General features: G+C 36.3%; 11 protein-coding genes. 5 read left to right on the top strand and 6 right to left on the bottom strand.

The window, feature by feature from the left end:
• Window positions 1-2 precede the first annotated feature (2 nt).
• From V4D31_RS02220 to V4D31_RS02200, 5 genes are all read left to right on the top strand, one after another.
• A complete protein-coding gene (locus V4D31_RS02220; RefSeq protein ID WP_353686620.1) occupies window positions 3-1145 on the top strand; it encodes a metallophosphoesterase in 1143 nt (380 codons plus the stop codon).
• Complete coding sequence (locus V4D31_RS02215) at window positions 1138-3153, top strand: hypothetical protein (RefSeq protein ID WP_353686619.1); 2016 nt, start codon at window positions 1138-1140, stop codon at window positions 3151-3153. The genes V4D31_RS02220 and V4D31_RS02215 overlap by 8 nt, the downstream gene beginning before the upstream one ends.
• Window positions 3154-3221: 68 nt before the next feature.
• Complete coding sequence (gene rpsO / locus V4D31_RS02210; RefSeq protein WP_353687073.1) at window positions 3222-3491, top strand: 30S ribosomal protein S15; 270 nt, start codon at window positions 3222-3224, stop codon at window positions 3489-3491.
• Between the two features lie 20 nt (window positions 3492-3511).
• On the top strand, window positions 3512-5605 hold the full coding sequence (gene pnp / locus V4D31_RS02205; protein WP_353686618.1) for a polyribonucleotide nucleotidyltransferase: 2094 nt from the start codon (window positions 3512-3514) through the stop codon (window positions 5603-5605).
• Window positions 5606-5661: 56 nt separating this feature from the next.
• The gene (locus V4D31_RS02200; RefSeq protein WP_353686617.1) at window positions 5662-6837 is read left to right on the top strand and encodes a pitrilysin family protein; all 1176 of its coding nucleotides are present in this window, start codon (window positions 5662-5664) and stop codon (window positions 6835-6837) included.
• Window positions 6838-6868: 31 nt separating this feature from the next.
• Here the strand turns inward: V4D31_RS02200 and qmoC are convergent, their stop codons facing one another.
• The 6 genes from qmoC to V4D31_RS02170 form a co-directional block, all read right to left on the bottom strand.
• The gene (gene qmoC / locus V4D31_RS02195; protein WP_353686616.1) at window positions 6869-8017 is read right to left on the bottom strand and encodes a quinone-interacting membrane-bound oxidoreductase complex subunit QmoC; all 1149 of its coding nucleotides are present in this window, start codon (window positions 8015-8017) and stop codon (window positions 6869-6871) included.
• An 11-nt stretch (window positions 8018-8028) separates the two neighbouring features.
• The gene (locus V4D31_RS02190) at window positions 8029-10263 is read right to left on the bottom strand and encodes an FAD-dependent oxidoreductase (protein WP_353686615.1); all 2235 of its coding nucleotides are present in this window, start codon (window positions 10261-10263) and stop codon (window positions 8029-8031) included.
• 3 nt (window positions 10264-10266) lie between these two features.
• Window positions 10267-11514 (bottom strand): CoB--CoM heterodisulfide reductase iron-sulfur subunit A family protein, encoded by a 1248-nt coding sequence (locus V4D31_RS02185; protein ID WP_353686614.1) that lies wholly within the window; start codon window positions 11512-11514, stop codon window positions 10267-10269.
• Window positions 11515-11655: 141 nt separating this feature from the next.
• Entirely contained in the window at window positions 11656-13644 is a 1989-nt protein-coding gene (aprA, locus tag V4D31_RS02180; protein WP_353686613.1) for an adenylyl-sulfate reductase subunit alpha, read from the bottom strand.
• A gap of 18 nt (window positions 13645-13662) precedes the next feature.
• Window positions 13663-14091, bottom strand: coding sequence for an adenylyl-sulfate reductase subunit beta (gene aprB, locus V4D31_RS02175; protein ID WP_353686612.1), 429 nt, complete (start codon window positions 14089-14091; stop codon window positions 13663-13665).
• Between the two features lie 24 nt (window positions 14092-14115).
• A complete protein-coding gene (locus V4D31_RS02170) occupies window positions 14116-14517 on the bottom strand; it encodes a hypothetical protein (RefSeq protein WP_353686611.1) in 402 nt (133 codons plus the stop codon).
• Window positions 14518-14525 lie beyond the last annotated feature (8 nt).

The raw sequence follows: 14525 nt of genomic DNA, 5'->3' as shown, positions 1-14525 counted from the left end.
GAATGAAATTTAATTTTTTACAAATTTCTGACCTTCATTTAGGTTTAAAAATCAAGGGAATAGATAGACTTAACTATTGTAAACAAGCTCTTTTAAAAGCATTTAAAATCATTAAAGAAAAGCAGCTTGATGCCATGATAGTGGCAGGAGATTTTTTTGAAAATGATAAAATTTACAGGGAAGATATAGAGTTTTTAAACGAAGTTTTTGAATTAATCTATCCAAAACCTGTTATTATTTCACCTGGAAATCATGATTTTTTAGCACCTAATTGTCCATATGATGAAAAACTTCTTAATATACTCAGATTTAAAGGATGGCAAGAAAATGTGAAAATATTTAAAAAACCGACATTTTCATATTTCTCCTTTAAAAATGTAAATATTTATGGAAAACCCTGTCTTAGCAGACAAATGCGAGCTTTTGATAAAATCGAAGATATTAATCCATCAAAAATTAATATAGCAGTTATTCACGCATCAAGAATTAACTTTAATCCTGAAGGCAAAGAAATCTGGCATCCCTTTGAAGACAGTGATATTTTAAAATCAGGCTTTGATTACATTGCTTTAGGACATTATCATAATTACTCGGAAATCTATGATGACTCAGGAATAAAAGCAGCCTATTCAGGAAGTATGGTGCCAACTTCAATCTATGAATATGGTAAAAGGGGTGGACTGATTGTTGAAATTGTAAAAGACAGTGGTAAAACAAAAATTGAAACAGAATTTGTAGGGTTAAGTGATTTTTCCATCAAAAAAATTGAGATTTCAGCCTCTCAAAATATTGAAAAAGTCAAAAATATAATATCTACTGAAATCACAGAGAGTGATGCTCCTCAGGATACCCTTTTTATTTTAAAAATCAAAGGCATGGGAGATTTAAATATTAGCTATTTAAAAGAACTTTTTTCTGAACATAAAATTTTATTTGACATTTCTGAATTCACAAAATTTGATATTGAGAGATTTGAGAGATTAAAGGAAATCTCACCAGAAACAACGATTGGACTCTTTATTAATGAAATGCTCAAAATGAGAGAACTGGCAAAGGATGAGGAAAAACAAATTATTGAAGATGCTTTAATATACGGACTTGATGCTTTTGCCGGGAAAACATTAATACCAAAATTTTATGATTAAAATAAAAAGAGTATTCATAGAAAATGTAGGAATATACAGGCTAAGGGAATTTATTTTTGAACATCCCTGCTGTATTATTTTTGACAAAAATGAAGCTGGCAAATCCCTTCTTGCAAACTCTATGCTTGAAGCCCTATATCCTCTAAAAGGCTCTCATCTTTTACACAATGGCACCATTAAGATAGAGATTGAATCGGAAAATGATTTCTATCAGATTATAAGAAATTACGATGGATATAAAATATTTAAGAATGGAAATCCAGTAAAAATTGAGACCAAAAATAAAGGAAGAATTATAAGAAAATTACCAGGAGAGATTATTTTTAATCTATCACGGGAAATTTTTATCAATACTTCTTTTTTAACTCAAAAGGCAGGAATAAATACAAAGGAGCTTTATTCAATTACATCTTTTTTAGAGAGAGCTATTGATACAGGTTTTCAGGATACTTCAGCATCAGTAGCCTTAGCCAAAATAAAAGAGGCACTTCATGAAAGCATTCATACGGGCATACTCTTTCCTTTTGCTACAAAGGGCAAGCTGGATACAGCAATAAAAATATGGAGAGAAGAAATTGCTAAATACGAAAAAGAAAAGTCATATTTTAAAAATTTGACAGACTTGCAGGCAGAACTTATTGAAAATTATGCTGAAAAAATGCATGAATTAGAAAAAATAAACAATAAACTAATAGAGATTGACAGTAATTATGCTAAATGGAAAATTCATAGAGATAATTTTTACAGGAAAGAGATTGAGAAACTTGAAAAAAGAAATCAGGAATTAAAGGAATTTAAAAAATTCGTTGATTTTTATAGAGATTTTGAAAATCTAAAATCTGAAGAGCAGCAATTTATAATTCTTTACGAAAATGAAATGCAGGCATTGCTACAGAGTTTAAAATCAAAACAGCAGAGGCATAGTGAGATAAAAAATTTATCAAAAAAAATATACTTTCTGGTTCTCATAATAGCCTTATTAAGCATCATAGGAGGATTAACAAATAAAATATTTTACTCAGGAATTGCCCTATGTATTCCTCTACTTTTTTATCAACTCAAACTTTACAGTGAAAACAAAAAATTAAACAATGAAATAAAAGAATTGCAACTGAAAACTCAAAGACTTTCTGAGAATATAGACCAGTTGATTTCTAAATTTTTTATAAATGACAGACAGGAATTCTTCAATGTATTTAAGAAAATGAATATGCACAGGAAAGAAATCAAAGAATTTATAGAAAATGCGAAAAAAATTGAAGAATTCAAGAAAAATCTTCTTTCCAATGAGGAAATAAACTTTTATGAATCAAGAATTCTCACTGATGGGGAAATAAATTATGAAGATATTGAAAAATATGAACAGAAAAAAGAAGAACTACTCAGGGCTAAAGAGGATTTAAAAGACAAAATTCATCAACTTCAGAGGGATTATGAAAAAATTATTCAGTACAGAAAAGAAATTGAAGAGATAGATGAAAAGATAGAGACTTTAGCAAAGCGATTAGAAACTCTGGAAAGATTTAAGAAAGCCTTACAAAAATCTTTTGAAGTAATTGAAAATATTACAAAGAAACATCATGCAGTCTGGGCTGAAAAATTAAATATATCAGCTTCTGAGCTTTTAAGTAAAATAACAGGCAAAACAGTAAACATATCTTTTAACAAAGACCTTTCCTTTAATATAAAAGTGCCAGAAATTGAATATGCTTTATCGGAGAAAGAAATTGAAAGTAAACTCAGCGGAGGAATGGTGGAACAGATATACCTTACTGTGAGAGTCATTCTTGCTCAGGCTTTAAGTAACAATATAAAAATTCCTTTAATACTTGATGAGCCCTTCGCCCACTCAGATGATGAAAGATTTGTTAAGGGCATGAAATATTTAATCCAGGACATTGCAAAATCAAATCAGGTAATTATATTGAGCTGTCATCAAAATAGATTAAACCTTCTTAAGGAATTAGAAGGTGATTTTAAGCTTATTTCAGTCAGTACCGAAGCCTAAAACTTTACTAAATCTTTAATTTTATGTTAATTTTTAAAGTTAATCTTTTAGGAAAGGTGGTGAAAGGTATGGGAATTTCTCCAGAAAGAAAAAAAGAGATTATTGAAAGTTTTAAAATGCATCCAACTGATACAGGTTCACCTGAGGTACAAATTGCTATTATAACTGAAAGAATTAATTATTTAACTGAACACTTTAAAATTCACAAAAAAGACCATCATTCAAGAAGAGGTCTCATTAAATTAGTTGCACAAAGAAGAAAGCTTCTAAACTATCTCAAAAAGATTGACAGAGAAAGATATGATAAGCTCATTGAAAGACTTAATATTAGAAAATAATTGAAGGAAAAAGAGGGGACATGGAAGTAGAACTGGATATTAAAGGGAAAAAACTTATTTTACAGACAGGCGTTTTTGCAAAACAAACAAATGGCTCAGTTTTAGTAAAATATGGTGATACATATGTATTATGTACTATAGTTGCTGAAAAAACTCCTAATGAAGGAGTAGATTTTGTTCCACTAACCATTGACTATCAGGAAAAAGCCTATTCTGCAGGTAAAATTCCAGGAGGTTTTTTTAAAAGAGAAGGTAAACCAACGGATAGAGAAATTCTGGTTTCCCGTCTGATTGACAGGCCTATAAGGCCTCTTTTCCCTGAAGGATTTAATTATGAAACCCAGGGAATTGCCTCTGTTCTTTCTTATGGAGATGAAAACATTGCGGATATTCTAAGTATAATTGGAATTTCAGCTGCTTTGACTATATCTGATATTCCATTTAATGGACCTGTGGGAGCTGTGAGAGTTGGTCTAATTGGAGAAAAGTTTGTTTTAAATCCTGACAATGAAGAATCTGAAAAAAGCAGCCTCAATCTTGTGGTTGCAGGCACAGAAGAAGCTGTTACCATGGTTGAAGGTAGCGCTCAAGAGTGTTCTGAAGAAATTCTAATAGAAGCTTTAAAGTTTGCTCACACTCATATAAAAGAAACAATCGCTATCCAGAAAAAACTTGCTCTTTTAGCAGGAAAATCAAAAAGAGAAATTAAAGCCCAAGAAGATGAAAATCTCAAAGAAGCCATTTTAAATATCATTTCAGGAAAAATTGAAAATGCCTTATTTCTACAAAAAAAGCTTGAAAGACAGCAGGCGCTTGAGGAACTACTTAATGAATGCATACAAAATTTAAGTACAGAAGAGATAGATTTCCTCAAGATTAGTAGTGCCTTTGATAAAGTAGTAAAAAAAATTATGCGCCAGAGAATTGTAAAAAAAGGACTGAGAGTGGATGGTAGAAAACCTGATGAAATAAGACCAATTACATGCATGGTGGGAATATTACCAAGAGTTCATGGTTCTGCTTTATTTACAAGAGGAGAAACACAGGCACTTGTTGCAACAACTCTTGGCACTTCAGAAGATGAACAAAAAGTTGATTCTCTTGAAGGAGAAATATTTAAAACATTTATGCTTCATTATAATTTCTTGCCATTCAGTGTAGGAGAAGTTAAGCCCTTACGAGCACCTGGAAGAAGAGAAATTGGTCATGGATATCTTGCAGAGAGAGCTCTACAGTATGTAATTCCTTCTAAGGACGAATTTCCATATACCATAAGAGTTGTATCAGACATTCTTGAATCAAATGGTTCATCCTCAATGGCAACTGTATGCGGAGCAAGTCTTTCTTTGATGGATGCAGGAGTTCCAATAAAAGCTCATGTAGCAGGGGTTGCGATGGGCCTCATTAAAGAGGACGATGAAGTTGTGATACTTACTGACATACTCGGGATGGAAGACCATTATGGTGATATGGATTTCAAAGTAGCAGGAACTGAAAAAGGTATAACAGCCTTTCAGATGGATGTGAAGATTCCTGGCATAGATTATGAAATATTTAAAAAAGCTTTAGGGCAGGCAAAGCATGCAAGATTATTTATTCTCGAAAAAATGTATGAAACCATCAGTCAGCCAAAAGAGCTTTCTCCATATGCTCCAAGAATATATAAAATACAGGTCAAACCTGAAAAAATTAGAGATATAATTGGCACAGGAGGAAGGGTAATTAAAAGCATTATAGAAGAAACAGGGGTAAAAATAGACATTGAAGATAAAGAGGGAATTATCAAAATTGCATCTTCCCAAGAAGCTTCAGCTCTACGAGCCATTGAGATCATTAAAGGAATTACTCAGGAAGCAGAACTGGGAAGAATTTACATGGGTAAAGTAACAAGAATAGCAGATTTTGGAGCTTTTGTTGAAATAATGCCAGGAGTTGAAGGATTACTACATATATCTCAAATTGCTGATAAAAGAATTCATAAAGTATCTGAAGTACTAAAAGTGGGAGATGAGATTCCTGTAAAAGTAATTGAAATTGACGAACTTGGAAGGGTTCGCCTGAGCAGAAAAGAGGCTTTAAGAGAAATTGAAGCCAGAACTATCGCAAAAAATTAATCTTTATGATTAAAAAAACCTATCTGTCCTCCAACATCCCTGTATTAATGAATGAAATGAAAGGCTACAGATCTTTTGTGCTTGGAGTATGGATAAAACATGGCTCCAGACATGAACCTTCTTCAAAAAATGGATTATCCCATTTCATAGAACATCTTTTCTTTCAAGGAACTCCAAAGAGGGATGCGCACAGAATATCTCTTGAAATTGATACTCTGGGAGGAGATATAAATGCCTTTACTTCAAGAGAGTTTACTTCAATTTATATAAAAGTTCTTGATACTTACATGCCTCAGGCAATAGAACTTATTGGAGATATTTATTCAAATCCCCTTTTTCCTGAGGAAGAAATAGAAAAAGAACGTTCTGTTATTCTTGACGAAATCCGAACAATAAATGATACACCAGATGAGCTTGTTCATGATCTTTTTATGGAAAACTCATTCCCAGATGGACTTGGACAACCTATTCTTGGCAGAGAGGAAGCAGTATTAACAATAACCAGAAAAGATATTGTTGACCGTTATAATGAGTTTTACGGAAACTCTATTATAAGCTGCGCAGGAAGTTTTGATGAAAAAAGATTAATTGAAAGCCTTGAGAAAAACATCAAACCCAGAATTTTTAAAAATGTCGTGATAAATAGTAATTCCCTTTTTTCTCCATGTATTAAAATCCATGAAAAAGACTTAAACGAAATCCATTTATGTATGGGAACAGAGACTTTCCCTTTCAACAGTCCTCACAGATATGCTTTAATTCTGCTTAACTGTATTGTTGGTGGAAGCGTCAGCTCAAGACTATTTCAGGAAATAAGAGAAAAAAGAGGCTGGGTTTATAATATCTATTCTTTTACTTCCTTTTATCATGATACAGGTTTATTTGGAGTTTATACTGCCTGTGAACCTAAAAAAATAAATAGAATAGTGGAAACAATCTTTAAAATATTAAAAAAAATTCCTGAAAACTTGAAAAAGGAAGAATTTAAAAGGGCAAAAACTCAGACAATATCGCAAATTATTTTTTCTCAGGAATCTCCAAGCTCAGTAATGCACAATTTAGCCTATCAGGAGCTATATTTTGGACAGTATTATACTCTTCAGCAGCAAATAAAGCAATTCGAATCAGTTACATTTAATGAAGTGAGGGATATGGCATCAATTTTAAAAGAAAAAGATTTTTCAATAACACTTCTTGGACCTGTTAGTGAGAAACTCGTTTTTGAAAAATAAAAATTTAAGGGCGGCATAAGCCGCCCTTTCTCTATGCTGCTTCTTCCTGCCTTAGGGAAGCTTCCTCTCTCAATGATGCTTTTGCAAAAACCATTGCAGTTGCTCTGTAAACCATATGTGCCATCTTTGAGTGAGGTGCATATGCAAAAAGAACAAATACAAATACAAGATGAGCAATGTATGAGGCATATCCAAGAGTTTCTACATCAGCAAGTCTCAGAATTTCAGCAAGAAATCCTGTAACACCCACTCCAGCAATTATCGTAATAAGTAGCCAATCAAAATAGCTTCCGAGTCCCTGTTTTGCCGAATTTTTACTTCTGTTTACAATCACAAGGAACATTCCTATAATAAGCGCGATTCCACTTATATTTCCGATAATCTTCACAATGTTTGTCTGCGGATAGGGAGACTCCCATCTCAGCACCCATTCATAAAAAGCAGCTATACCAGTTGTTATAGCAAGTCCGATAAAGGCATAAAGAACAAGAATATGAGCTGTATATCTTCCTTTATTTACACCGCAGAGTTGAAATTTCTTATGAAGGAGTATGTCTTTTATGGTTTCCCATATGCATCCGTATATATCCTTGCGCTTAATCTCCGTTCCTTGTGCAAGGTCAAGCCAGTATCGCTTAACGCCATTGTAAAAGCAAATTATTGCAAAAGCTGCCAATGCCATAAAAGGAACATCAATCCATGGAACTGCAGGCAAAAAAGCCACATAGGACATCTCGCCATTCTCCCCTCTTGGAATCTCTGCTCCACTGAAGTAACCCAGAACTGCCATTTCACCGAGAAAGAAAAGCAATGGAATAAGGAATATGAGCAAAATATACTTAGGATCTGATACCCATTTTGCAAGAAACTTAGGTGGAGAATAGTTTTGTATCATGAGCTTTCTTACAGCACCTAAAACCTCGCCAGGTTTAGCTCCTCTTGGACAGTAGGCTGTGCAGTCACCACAATGATGGCAAAGCCATATATCAGGATTCTGGAAAAGTTTTTCCTTAATCCCCCACTGAGCATAAAGCATCTCTTTTCTTGGAAAAGGTGCTTTATCAGGTGAGAGCGGGCATACAACAGTGCATGTCGAGCACTGATAACACTTTTTCAAAGATTCTCCGCCTGCTTTTATAATCTCTTTTGCAAACTGTAAATCTGGTTTTATTGTATCCATATCTTTCCTCCTTAGAAGCCCTTAAATGGATTAGGACCGATTTGTCTAATTTTCTCCATAAATTCATTTACTATATCAGGAATTCTCCAGTACTCATCAATTGCTACCTCATACATCTGAACTCGGTCTGATTCAAGTTGAAGTCTGTCAAGAGTCTCCTGAACCTTACCAAGTCTGTATTTGGCAAGCTCACTGCCTTTTGCAAAATGACACTGATAGTTTTCGCCAAATTTACATCCGAGCAGTAACATTCCGTCCACACCTCTTGAAAGAGCATCAGCAATCCAGACAAGGTTCATAGAGCCGAGGCACCTTAGTTGAATAAATCTCAATGCAGGGTCAAGTTTGAGTCTGTGAAATGCTGCTGTCTCTATTGCAGGAAATGCGTCATTTTCACAGCAAAGCACTATAATACGAGGTCTTTCATCTTCACTCGGTACAGAAACATTCTTAAGCATTGAACCAATCATATCCACGCTGTAGTCTTTGAATGAAACTATTCTTTCTGGACATGCACCCATACAAGTCCCGCATCTACGGCATCTGTTTGGTTTATAGAATGGAATGCCTTTTTCATCCTCATCAATTGCACCAAAGGGGCACTCCTCTGTGCAGCGCTTGCATGCTGTACACTTTGAAAGATTTGGTTCTGGATAAGAAGTATCCCATGCTCTTGGATGAACAGCCATTCCCTTTGCAACATGTTCAATGCATTGAATTGCTTTTAATACAGCACCACGGGCATCTTCCTGAGATTCAGCCATATTCATAGGTTGACGCACTGGTCCAACCGCGTATATACCTGTCCTACGGGTTTCATACTGGAAGCAGATAAAATTAGAATCAACAAAACCAAATCCACCCTCAAGGAAAGGAAGTTCAGGTCCTTGACGATATCCAAGATTAAGAATGAATTCCGGTTTTTTGGTTGTCTCAATATATTTTGCCTTTGCTTCATCACCTTTTGCTGCAGCCTCTGCGAGTCCAATAAGATAATCCTGCGGTTCTTTTGTTGTTGGGACCATTCCAGTGGCAAGAACAACCATTTCTGCTTCTATTTCAGCTTTTTCGCCAATTAAAGAGTCTTCCACAGTAACAATCAATTTATCCCATTCTTCTCTAATTCCTGTAACTTCTCCTTTGGCAAGCATAACTCCAGGTGTATTCTGAGCTTCTTTGTAATAATATTCAAGCTTTCCTGGAGTACGAATATCTTTGTAAATAACCATTGCTATAGCGTCAGGATTACCATCTGTAACATATCTTGCCTGCTTAAGTGTTGTAGCACAGCACATTCCTGAACAATATGGAATATGCTCAGGGTCTCTCTGCCCTGCACACTGAACAAAAAGAACAGATTTAACAACTCTGTGATCAGAAGGTCTCTTGATTACACCATTGTTATTTTTTGCAATTTCTTCAAACTCAAAATTAGTGACTACATCCTTGAACTTACCGTATCCATATTTCTTGGCAAGTTTTTTAGCATCATAGGGTTTCCATCCTGTTGCCTGAATTATAGCACCAATTTTAATGGTTTCTGTAGAGTCTCCTTTAAGAATGGTTACATCAAAATCACCGGGTTGTCCATCAATTCTTTCAATTTTTGACGATGTATAAACCTTTATTTTTGGATTTGATGTAACTTCGTTTATAAGTGGCTCAAGATTAACATCTCCGAGAACTCCCTTTGTAAAATCATCTGTTGGCACTCTTTTGTAAAGTTTTCTTGCAAAACCTCCAAGCTCAGCCTCCTTTTCAACAAGAACAACATCATATCCAGCACGAGCTGCCTCTATCGCTGCTGTCATTCCTGAGATTCCACCACCTACTACGAGAATTGATTTAGCAATTTCAATAATGTAGGGCTCTGGAATATCTCCTTTTTGAGCCTTTATAACTCCCATTTTAATGTAATCTTCCGCTGCAAGCTGTTTTTCAGCATCATCCTCTATTGCCCAGACAGCAAGCTCCCTAAGAGGAACTCTCTCTACAAAGCAACCAGGAAAGGTAAATTCATAGGTTTTAACTCTTGGAGAGCATCCTGCTATAACGATGCTGTTTACTCCCTGCTCAGCAATGTCTTGTTTTATTAATTTAATACCTTCTTTGCTGCATAAAACATCATGCTCAGCTACTACTGGAACTCTTAATGCATTTTTTGCTATATTTACAATCTTTTCCGTGTTAATTACTTCACCTATACCACAGCCTTTGCAGATATATAGTCCTATTTTCTTTTCCATAGATTACCTCCTTACTCCAGTCTGAATTGCCTTGAGGGCTGCAGCTGTGGCATCCTTTCCACAACCTGCTACATCCATTGGAGCTTTTGCACAACCTGCAGAATATAAGCCGTCAGAGTCAACCACAAATCCATCTATTGCGTACTTGAGCCCTGGAATTTTTATTTCAAAGCCCTCTGGCTGCATTCCTGTGGCAAGAACTACCATATCTACTTTTTTCCTGATTTTTTCTCCACTGAGCATATCTTCTGCAGTTACAATAACATCATCTGAATCCTTATCCTGCTGGACTTCAGCAACTTTTCCTTTGATAAGATTAACTCCTGTTTGTTCTTTAACTTGATTGAAAAACTTTTCATATCTGCCCGGAGTTCTTATGTCAATGTAAAAGATTGTAACCTCAGCATCAGGATTTTGCTCTTTTATATACAGCGTGTGCTTCAGAGAAGCAAGACAGCAGATGTATGAACAGAAGGGAAGATGATTTTCGTCTCTGCTTCCAGCGCATTGAACAAAGGCAACACTCTCAACAGGCTTTCCATCAGATGGTCTTAAAATCTGTCCCTGGGTAGGCCCATTTTTAGAAGCGAGTCTTTCAAGCATCATGTTTGTTATAACATTTTTAACCTTTCCAAATCCGAGATTATCTATCTTTGAAGCATCATAAGGCTTCCAACCTGTTGCGACAATTATTGAGTTAACTTTAATTTCAATTGTCTGAGGTTGCATATTAAGGTCTATTGCATTATATTTACAGGCATCCACACAGGGAGCTGCACAATCCTTTGGACATGCTGTTCTGTCAATGACATATCTAAGAGGAAAAGCCTGTTCAAACGGCAGATAAATAGCTTTAGTCTTGTTCAATCCAAAGTTGAAATCATTATCTCTTTCAGCTGGACAAACTTCTGCACAGGCATTGCAGGCTGTACAGTTTTCATTTACATAACGAGGATTCAATTTTATTGTTACTGTATAATCTCCTGGTCCACCACTAATTGATGTAACCTCTGCCATGGTGTAGAATGTTACTGCTGGATTAACTTTTATACGCCTGAAATTAATCTCAAGACCACACATTGGTGGACAGATTTTTGGAAAGTATTTATTCAACTGAGTAACTCTTCCGCCGAGATAAGGATTTTTCTCAACAATTATAACCTCTGCTCCTGTCTCGGCAGCCTCAATACCTGCAGTTAACCCACTGAATCCTCCACCAATTACCAAGATGCGGTTTGTTTCAGCGCTCATCGGTAGCCTCCTTTAAATAAATTCTTAAACACAAAAATTCGTAATACAGCTTTGACTGCATTACGAATTTTTATAATCATCTCTTTTCAATGTTTAAAATTAAAGGGAGGGGGATAATCCCCTCCCAAATCTGACTCTGTATTAGTCTGGGAATATCTGGACGTATGGGACTTTCTTAAGTGTAAATGTATCAGTAGCTGGATCATAAACTGAGTTGACAAAAGCACGCCAGTTGTTATCATCAACAAAGTCAAAGTCTCCTCTGTAGTAATAGCCAGGATAACGGGATTCTTCTCTAAATAGAATGTGTCTTGCATGAGCTTCAAGTGAGAGTGTTCTGTGTACATTCTCCCAGCAACGGAGAAGCTCATGGAGATTTGCTGCAGCCAGTCTTGAAGCATCCTCTTTGAGAACCTGAAGCTTCCTAAGACCTTCCTCAATCATTGTCTTAGAGGTCATATACCATGTTCCAACTCCACCAAAGTACTCATCAGCAATCTTCTGGAGTCTTGCCTGATACATATCGGGCTTGATGTAGTATGGATTAACTTTTGGATCTGTTGAGTAGGTCTTATATTTTTCATAAAGCTCAAATGGCAGATACAGCTCTGCTGCCAGAGCATTTGGATCTTCTGCTATTGTTGGTGTGTATCCTGAATTATCAAGTATGAAGGCAATTGCTGCTTTTGCAGCAATTCTTCCCTCTGCATGTGAACCTGAGGAGAACTTATGTCCTGATGCACCAACAATATCACCAGCCATGAAAAGACCATTAACTGTGCTCATTCTATTATAGCCCCAGAACCACTCTGCTGGTGCACCGGGGATGTCACCAGGTCCGCTTACCCAGAATCCTGCACAGCCAGCATGTGAGCCAAGGAGATAAGGCTCTGTTGGCATAATTTCAGATGGAACCTTCTCAGGCTCTACATTATAGGCTGCCCACAATCCTGCCTGACCAATGCACATGTCAAGGAAGTCTTCCCATGCTTCTGCTTCAAGGTGTTTGAGTCTCTTTGCATCCATCTGCTTTGCAAGTTCCTGCATTGCAGTGTGGGTATTCATAAGAATAGGTCCTCTACCCTGTTTCATAGCCTGCATCATCAGATGGTTTCTAATAGCAGTTCCTAAAGCCTCTGCCCATTTTCCATATTTCTTCACAGCATCCTGAAATTCTGGAGTATCCTTAGCGCAGTAGTCATTTCCAAGGGAGTCGCTTGCCTTTGCTTTAAAGAAGAGGAACCATGCACCAACTGGACCATATCCATCTTTGAATCTTGCAGGAACGAATCTATTTTCCATCATTGTCAATTCAGCACCAACAGTAATACCAAGGTAATATCCAGAACCAGAGTTCCATACTGGATACCATGCTCTTCCCATTCCTTCTCTGGTTGATCTTGGTCTGAAAACATTAACTGCACCACCGCAGGCTGCAAGAATAGCCTTTGCTTTGAAGAGATAAATTTTGTTTTCTCTTACGCTAAAGCCAACTGCACCTGCTACTCTGTTAGGCTCTTTTGCATCTTTAAGAAGTTTAACTATAAATACTCTCTCATATATATTCTGAGCCTGTCCAGTTGCTTTTCTGTTAAATTCAAGGGCAGCTTTAGCAGCCTCTGCAACTATAACCTTATATGATTCCCCATTGATCATTATCTGCCATTTACCTGAACGGCATGGAACTCCACCATCTTTAAGCTTTGGTTTGCCCTGGTCTCTTGCCTGGAATCCATCAAGCGACCAACCATCATCGCTTTTTTTCCAGATTGGAAGACCCCATTCCTCAAACATATGAACAGAATCATCAACATGTCTGCCAAGGTCATACACAAGGTCTTCTCTGATAATTCCCATCAGGTCTGCACGAACATATTTTACATAGTCAACGACTTTATTTTCACCAATGTAGGTGTTAATAGCGCTAAGACCCATTGCAACTGCACCAGAACGATCCATTGCTGCTTTGTCAACAAGTGTTACTTTAATCCCCTTTGGTGTTGCCCATCTACAAGCTTCAAATGCAGCACCACAAGCAGCCATTCCACCACCAATGATTAGAAAATCTGTTTCAATCTCAACAACATCTGGTCTCTGACAGTATGAAAATGTGCAAGTCTCTTTTTCCATGTTATCCCTCCTTTTTAGTTATTCTTTTCTGGCTTCATAATTAAAGTAGCCAGGTTGTTTAATTTTTGAATAATCAGGCTCAGGAAGTCCTGCATAGATATTGTCAGCATTCCAATAACCCTCTGGTGTAAGTCTGATCGGGAATTTGAATCTTTTAATAGAGCCATTTCTAAATTTAATTGTCCACATAATTGCGTCCTGACCTCTCATTGGAATAACGCTTGCACCGAGAGGACAAAAGTCTGCATAACCTCTTATTTCAATTGCCTGCTGAGGGCAAATCTTTACGCAGTTGTAGCACTCCCAGCACTGGTCAGGCTCCTGATTGTAAGCCTTCATCTTCTCTCTGTCCAAAACCATAAGGTCATTAGGACAAATGTACTGACATGCAGTTTTGTCCTGTGCTTTACAACCATCACACTTCTCTTGAATTACAAAACTTGGCATAGCTTAACCTCCTTTTTTGTTTTATTATGCTGGTTTTTGTACTGGATTCTTTTGTAGTTCCAGTATATCACTTATGTCAATATCGGGAACTGGAAGCTCTCTGTCTTCTTTTGCAATTTCTTCTTTAATTGAAGGGATCTCAGCAACAGCAGCCTCTATTACCTCTGGACCCAAAGATTTTTTCTCTACAATTTTCTTAAATACTAATCTTTTGAATGCAGCAGGAGTCTCTTCAATAAATCCTCTTGCATCAAATCTTGCTTTTGAAAACTGCTCAATAACTTTCTGCCCGAGTTCATCAGAAACCTCAATCACAAGACGCTTTAATGCTCCACCAAAAATTGGCTCAACTTTTTCCTCTAAGGGAGTTCCCTTTATAGCTGCCAATCTTTTTTCATCAATTATTACGCCAAAATACTTAGCCATCTTTCACC

It is taken from the genome of Thermodesulfovibrio sp. 3462-1 (genome assembly GCF_040451425.1).
Lineage (GTDB): Bacteria > Nitrospirota > Thermodesulfovibrionia > Thermodesulfovibrionales > Thermodesulfovibrionaceae > Thermodesulfovibrio > Thermodesulfovibrio obliviosus.
This window is presented reverse-complemented; position numbering and strand designations above follow the sequence as displayed.

Bases quoted from the DNA above. Each gene is read 5' to 3' on its own strand.
- aprA (WP_353686613.1), bottom strand. From the start codon at position 13,644: ATGGAAAAAGAGACTTGCACATTTTCATACTGTCAGAGACCAGATGTT.
- V4D31_RS02190 (WP_353686615.1), bottom strand. From the start codon at position 10,263: ATGGAAAAGAAAATAGGACTATATATCTGCAAAGGCTGTGGTATAGGT.
- V4D31_RS02215 (WP_353686619.1), top strand. From the start codon at position 1,138: ATGATTAAAATAAAAAGAGTATTCATAGAAAATGTAGGAATATACAGG.
- rpsO (WP_353687073.1), top strand. From the start codon at position 3,222: ATGGGAATTTCTCCAGAAAGAAAAAAAGAGATTATTGAAAGTTTTAAA.
- V4D31_RS02170 (WP_353686611.1), bottom strand. From the start codon at position 14,517: ATGGCTAAGTATTTTGGCGTAATAATTGATGAAAAAAGATTGGCAGCT.
- V4D31_RS02185 (WP_353686614.1), bottom strand. From the start codon at position 11,514: ATGAGCGCTGAAACAAACCGCATCTTGGTAATTGGTGGAGGATTCAGT.
- qmoC (WP_353686616.1), bottom strand. From the start codon at position 8,017: ATGGATACAATAAAACCAGATTTACAGTTTGCAAAAGAGATTATAAAA.
- V4D31_RS02220 (WP_353686620.1), top strand. From the start codon at position 3: ATGAAATTTAATTTTTTACAAATTTCTGACCTTCATTTAGGTTTAAAA.
- aprB (WP_353686612.1), bottom strand. From the start codon at position 14,091: ATGCCAAGTTTTGTAATTCAAGAGAAGTGTGATGGTTGTAAAGCACAG.
- V4D31_RS02200 (WP_353686617.1), top strand. From the start codon at position 5,662: ATGAAAGGCTACAGATCTTTTGTGCTTGGAGTATGGATAAAACATGGC.
- pnp (WP_353686618.1), top strand. From the start codon at position 3,512: ATGGAAGTAGAACTGGATATTAAAGGGAAAAAACTTATTTTACAGACA.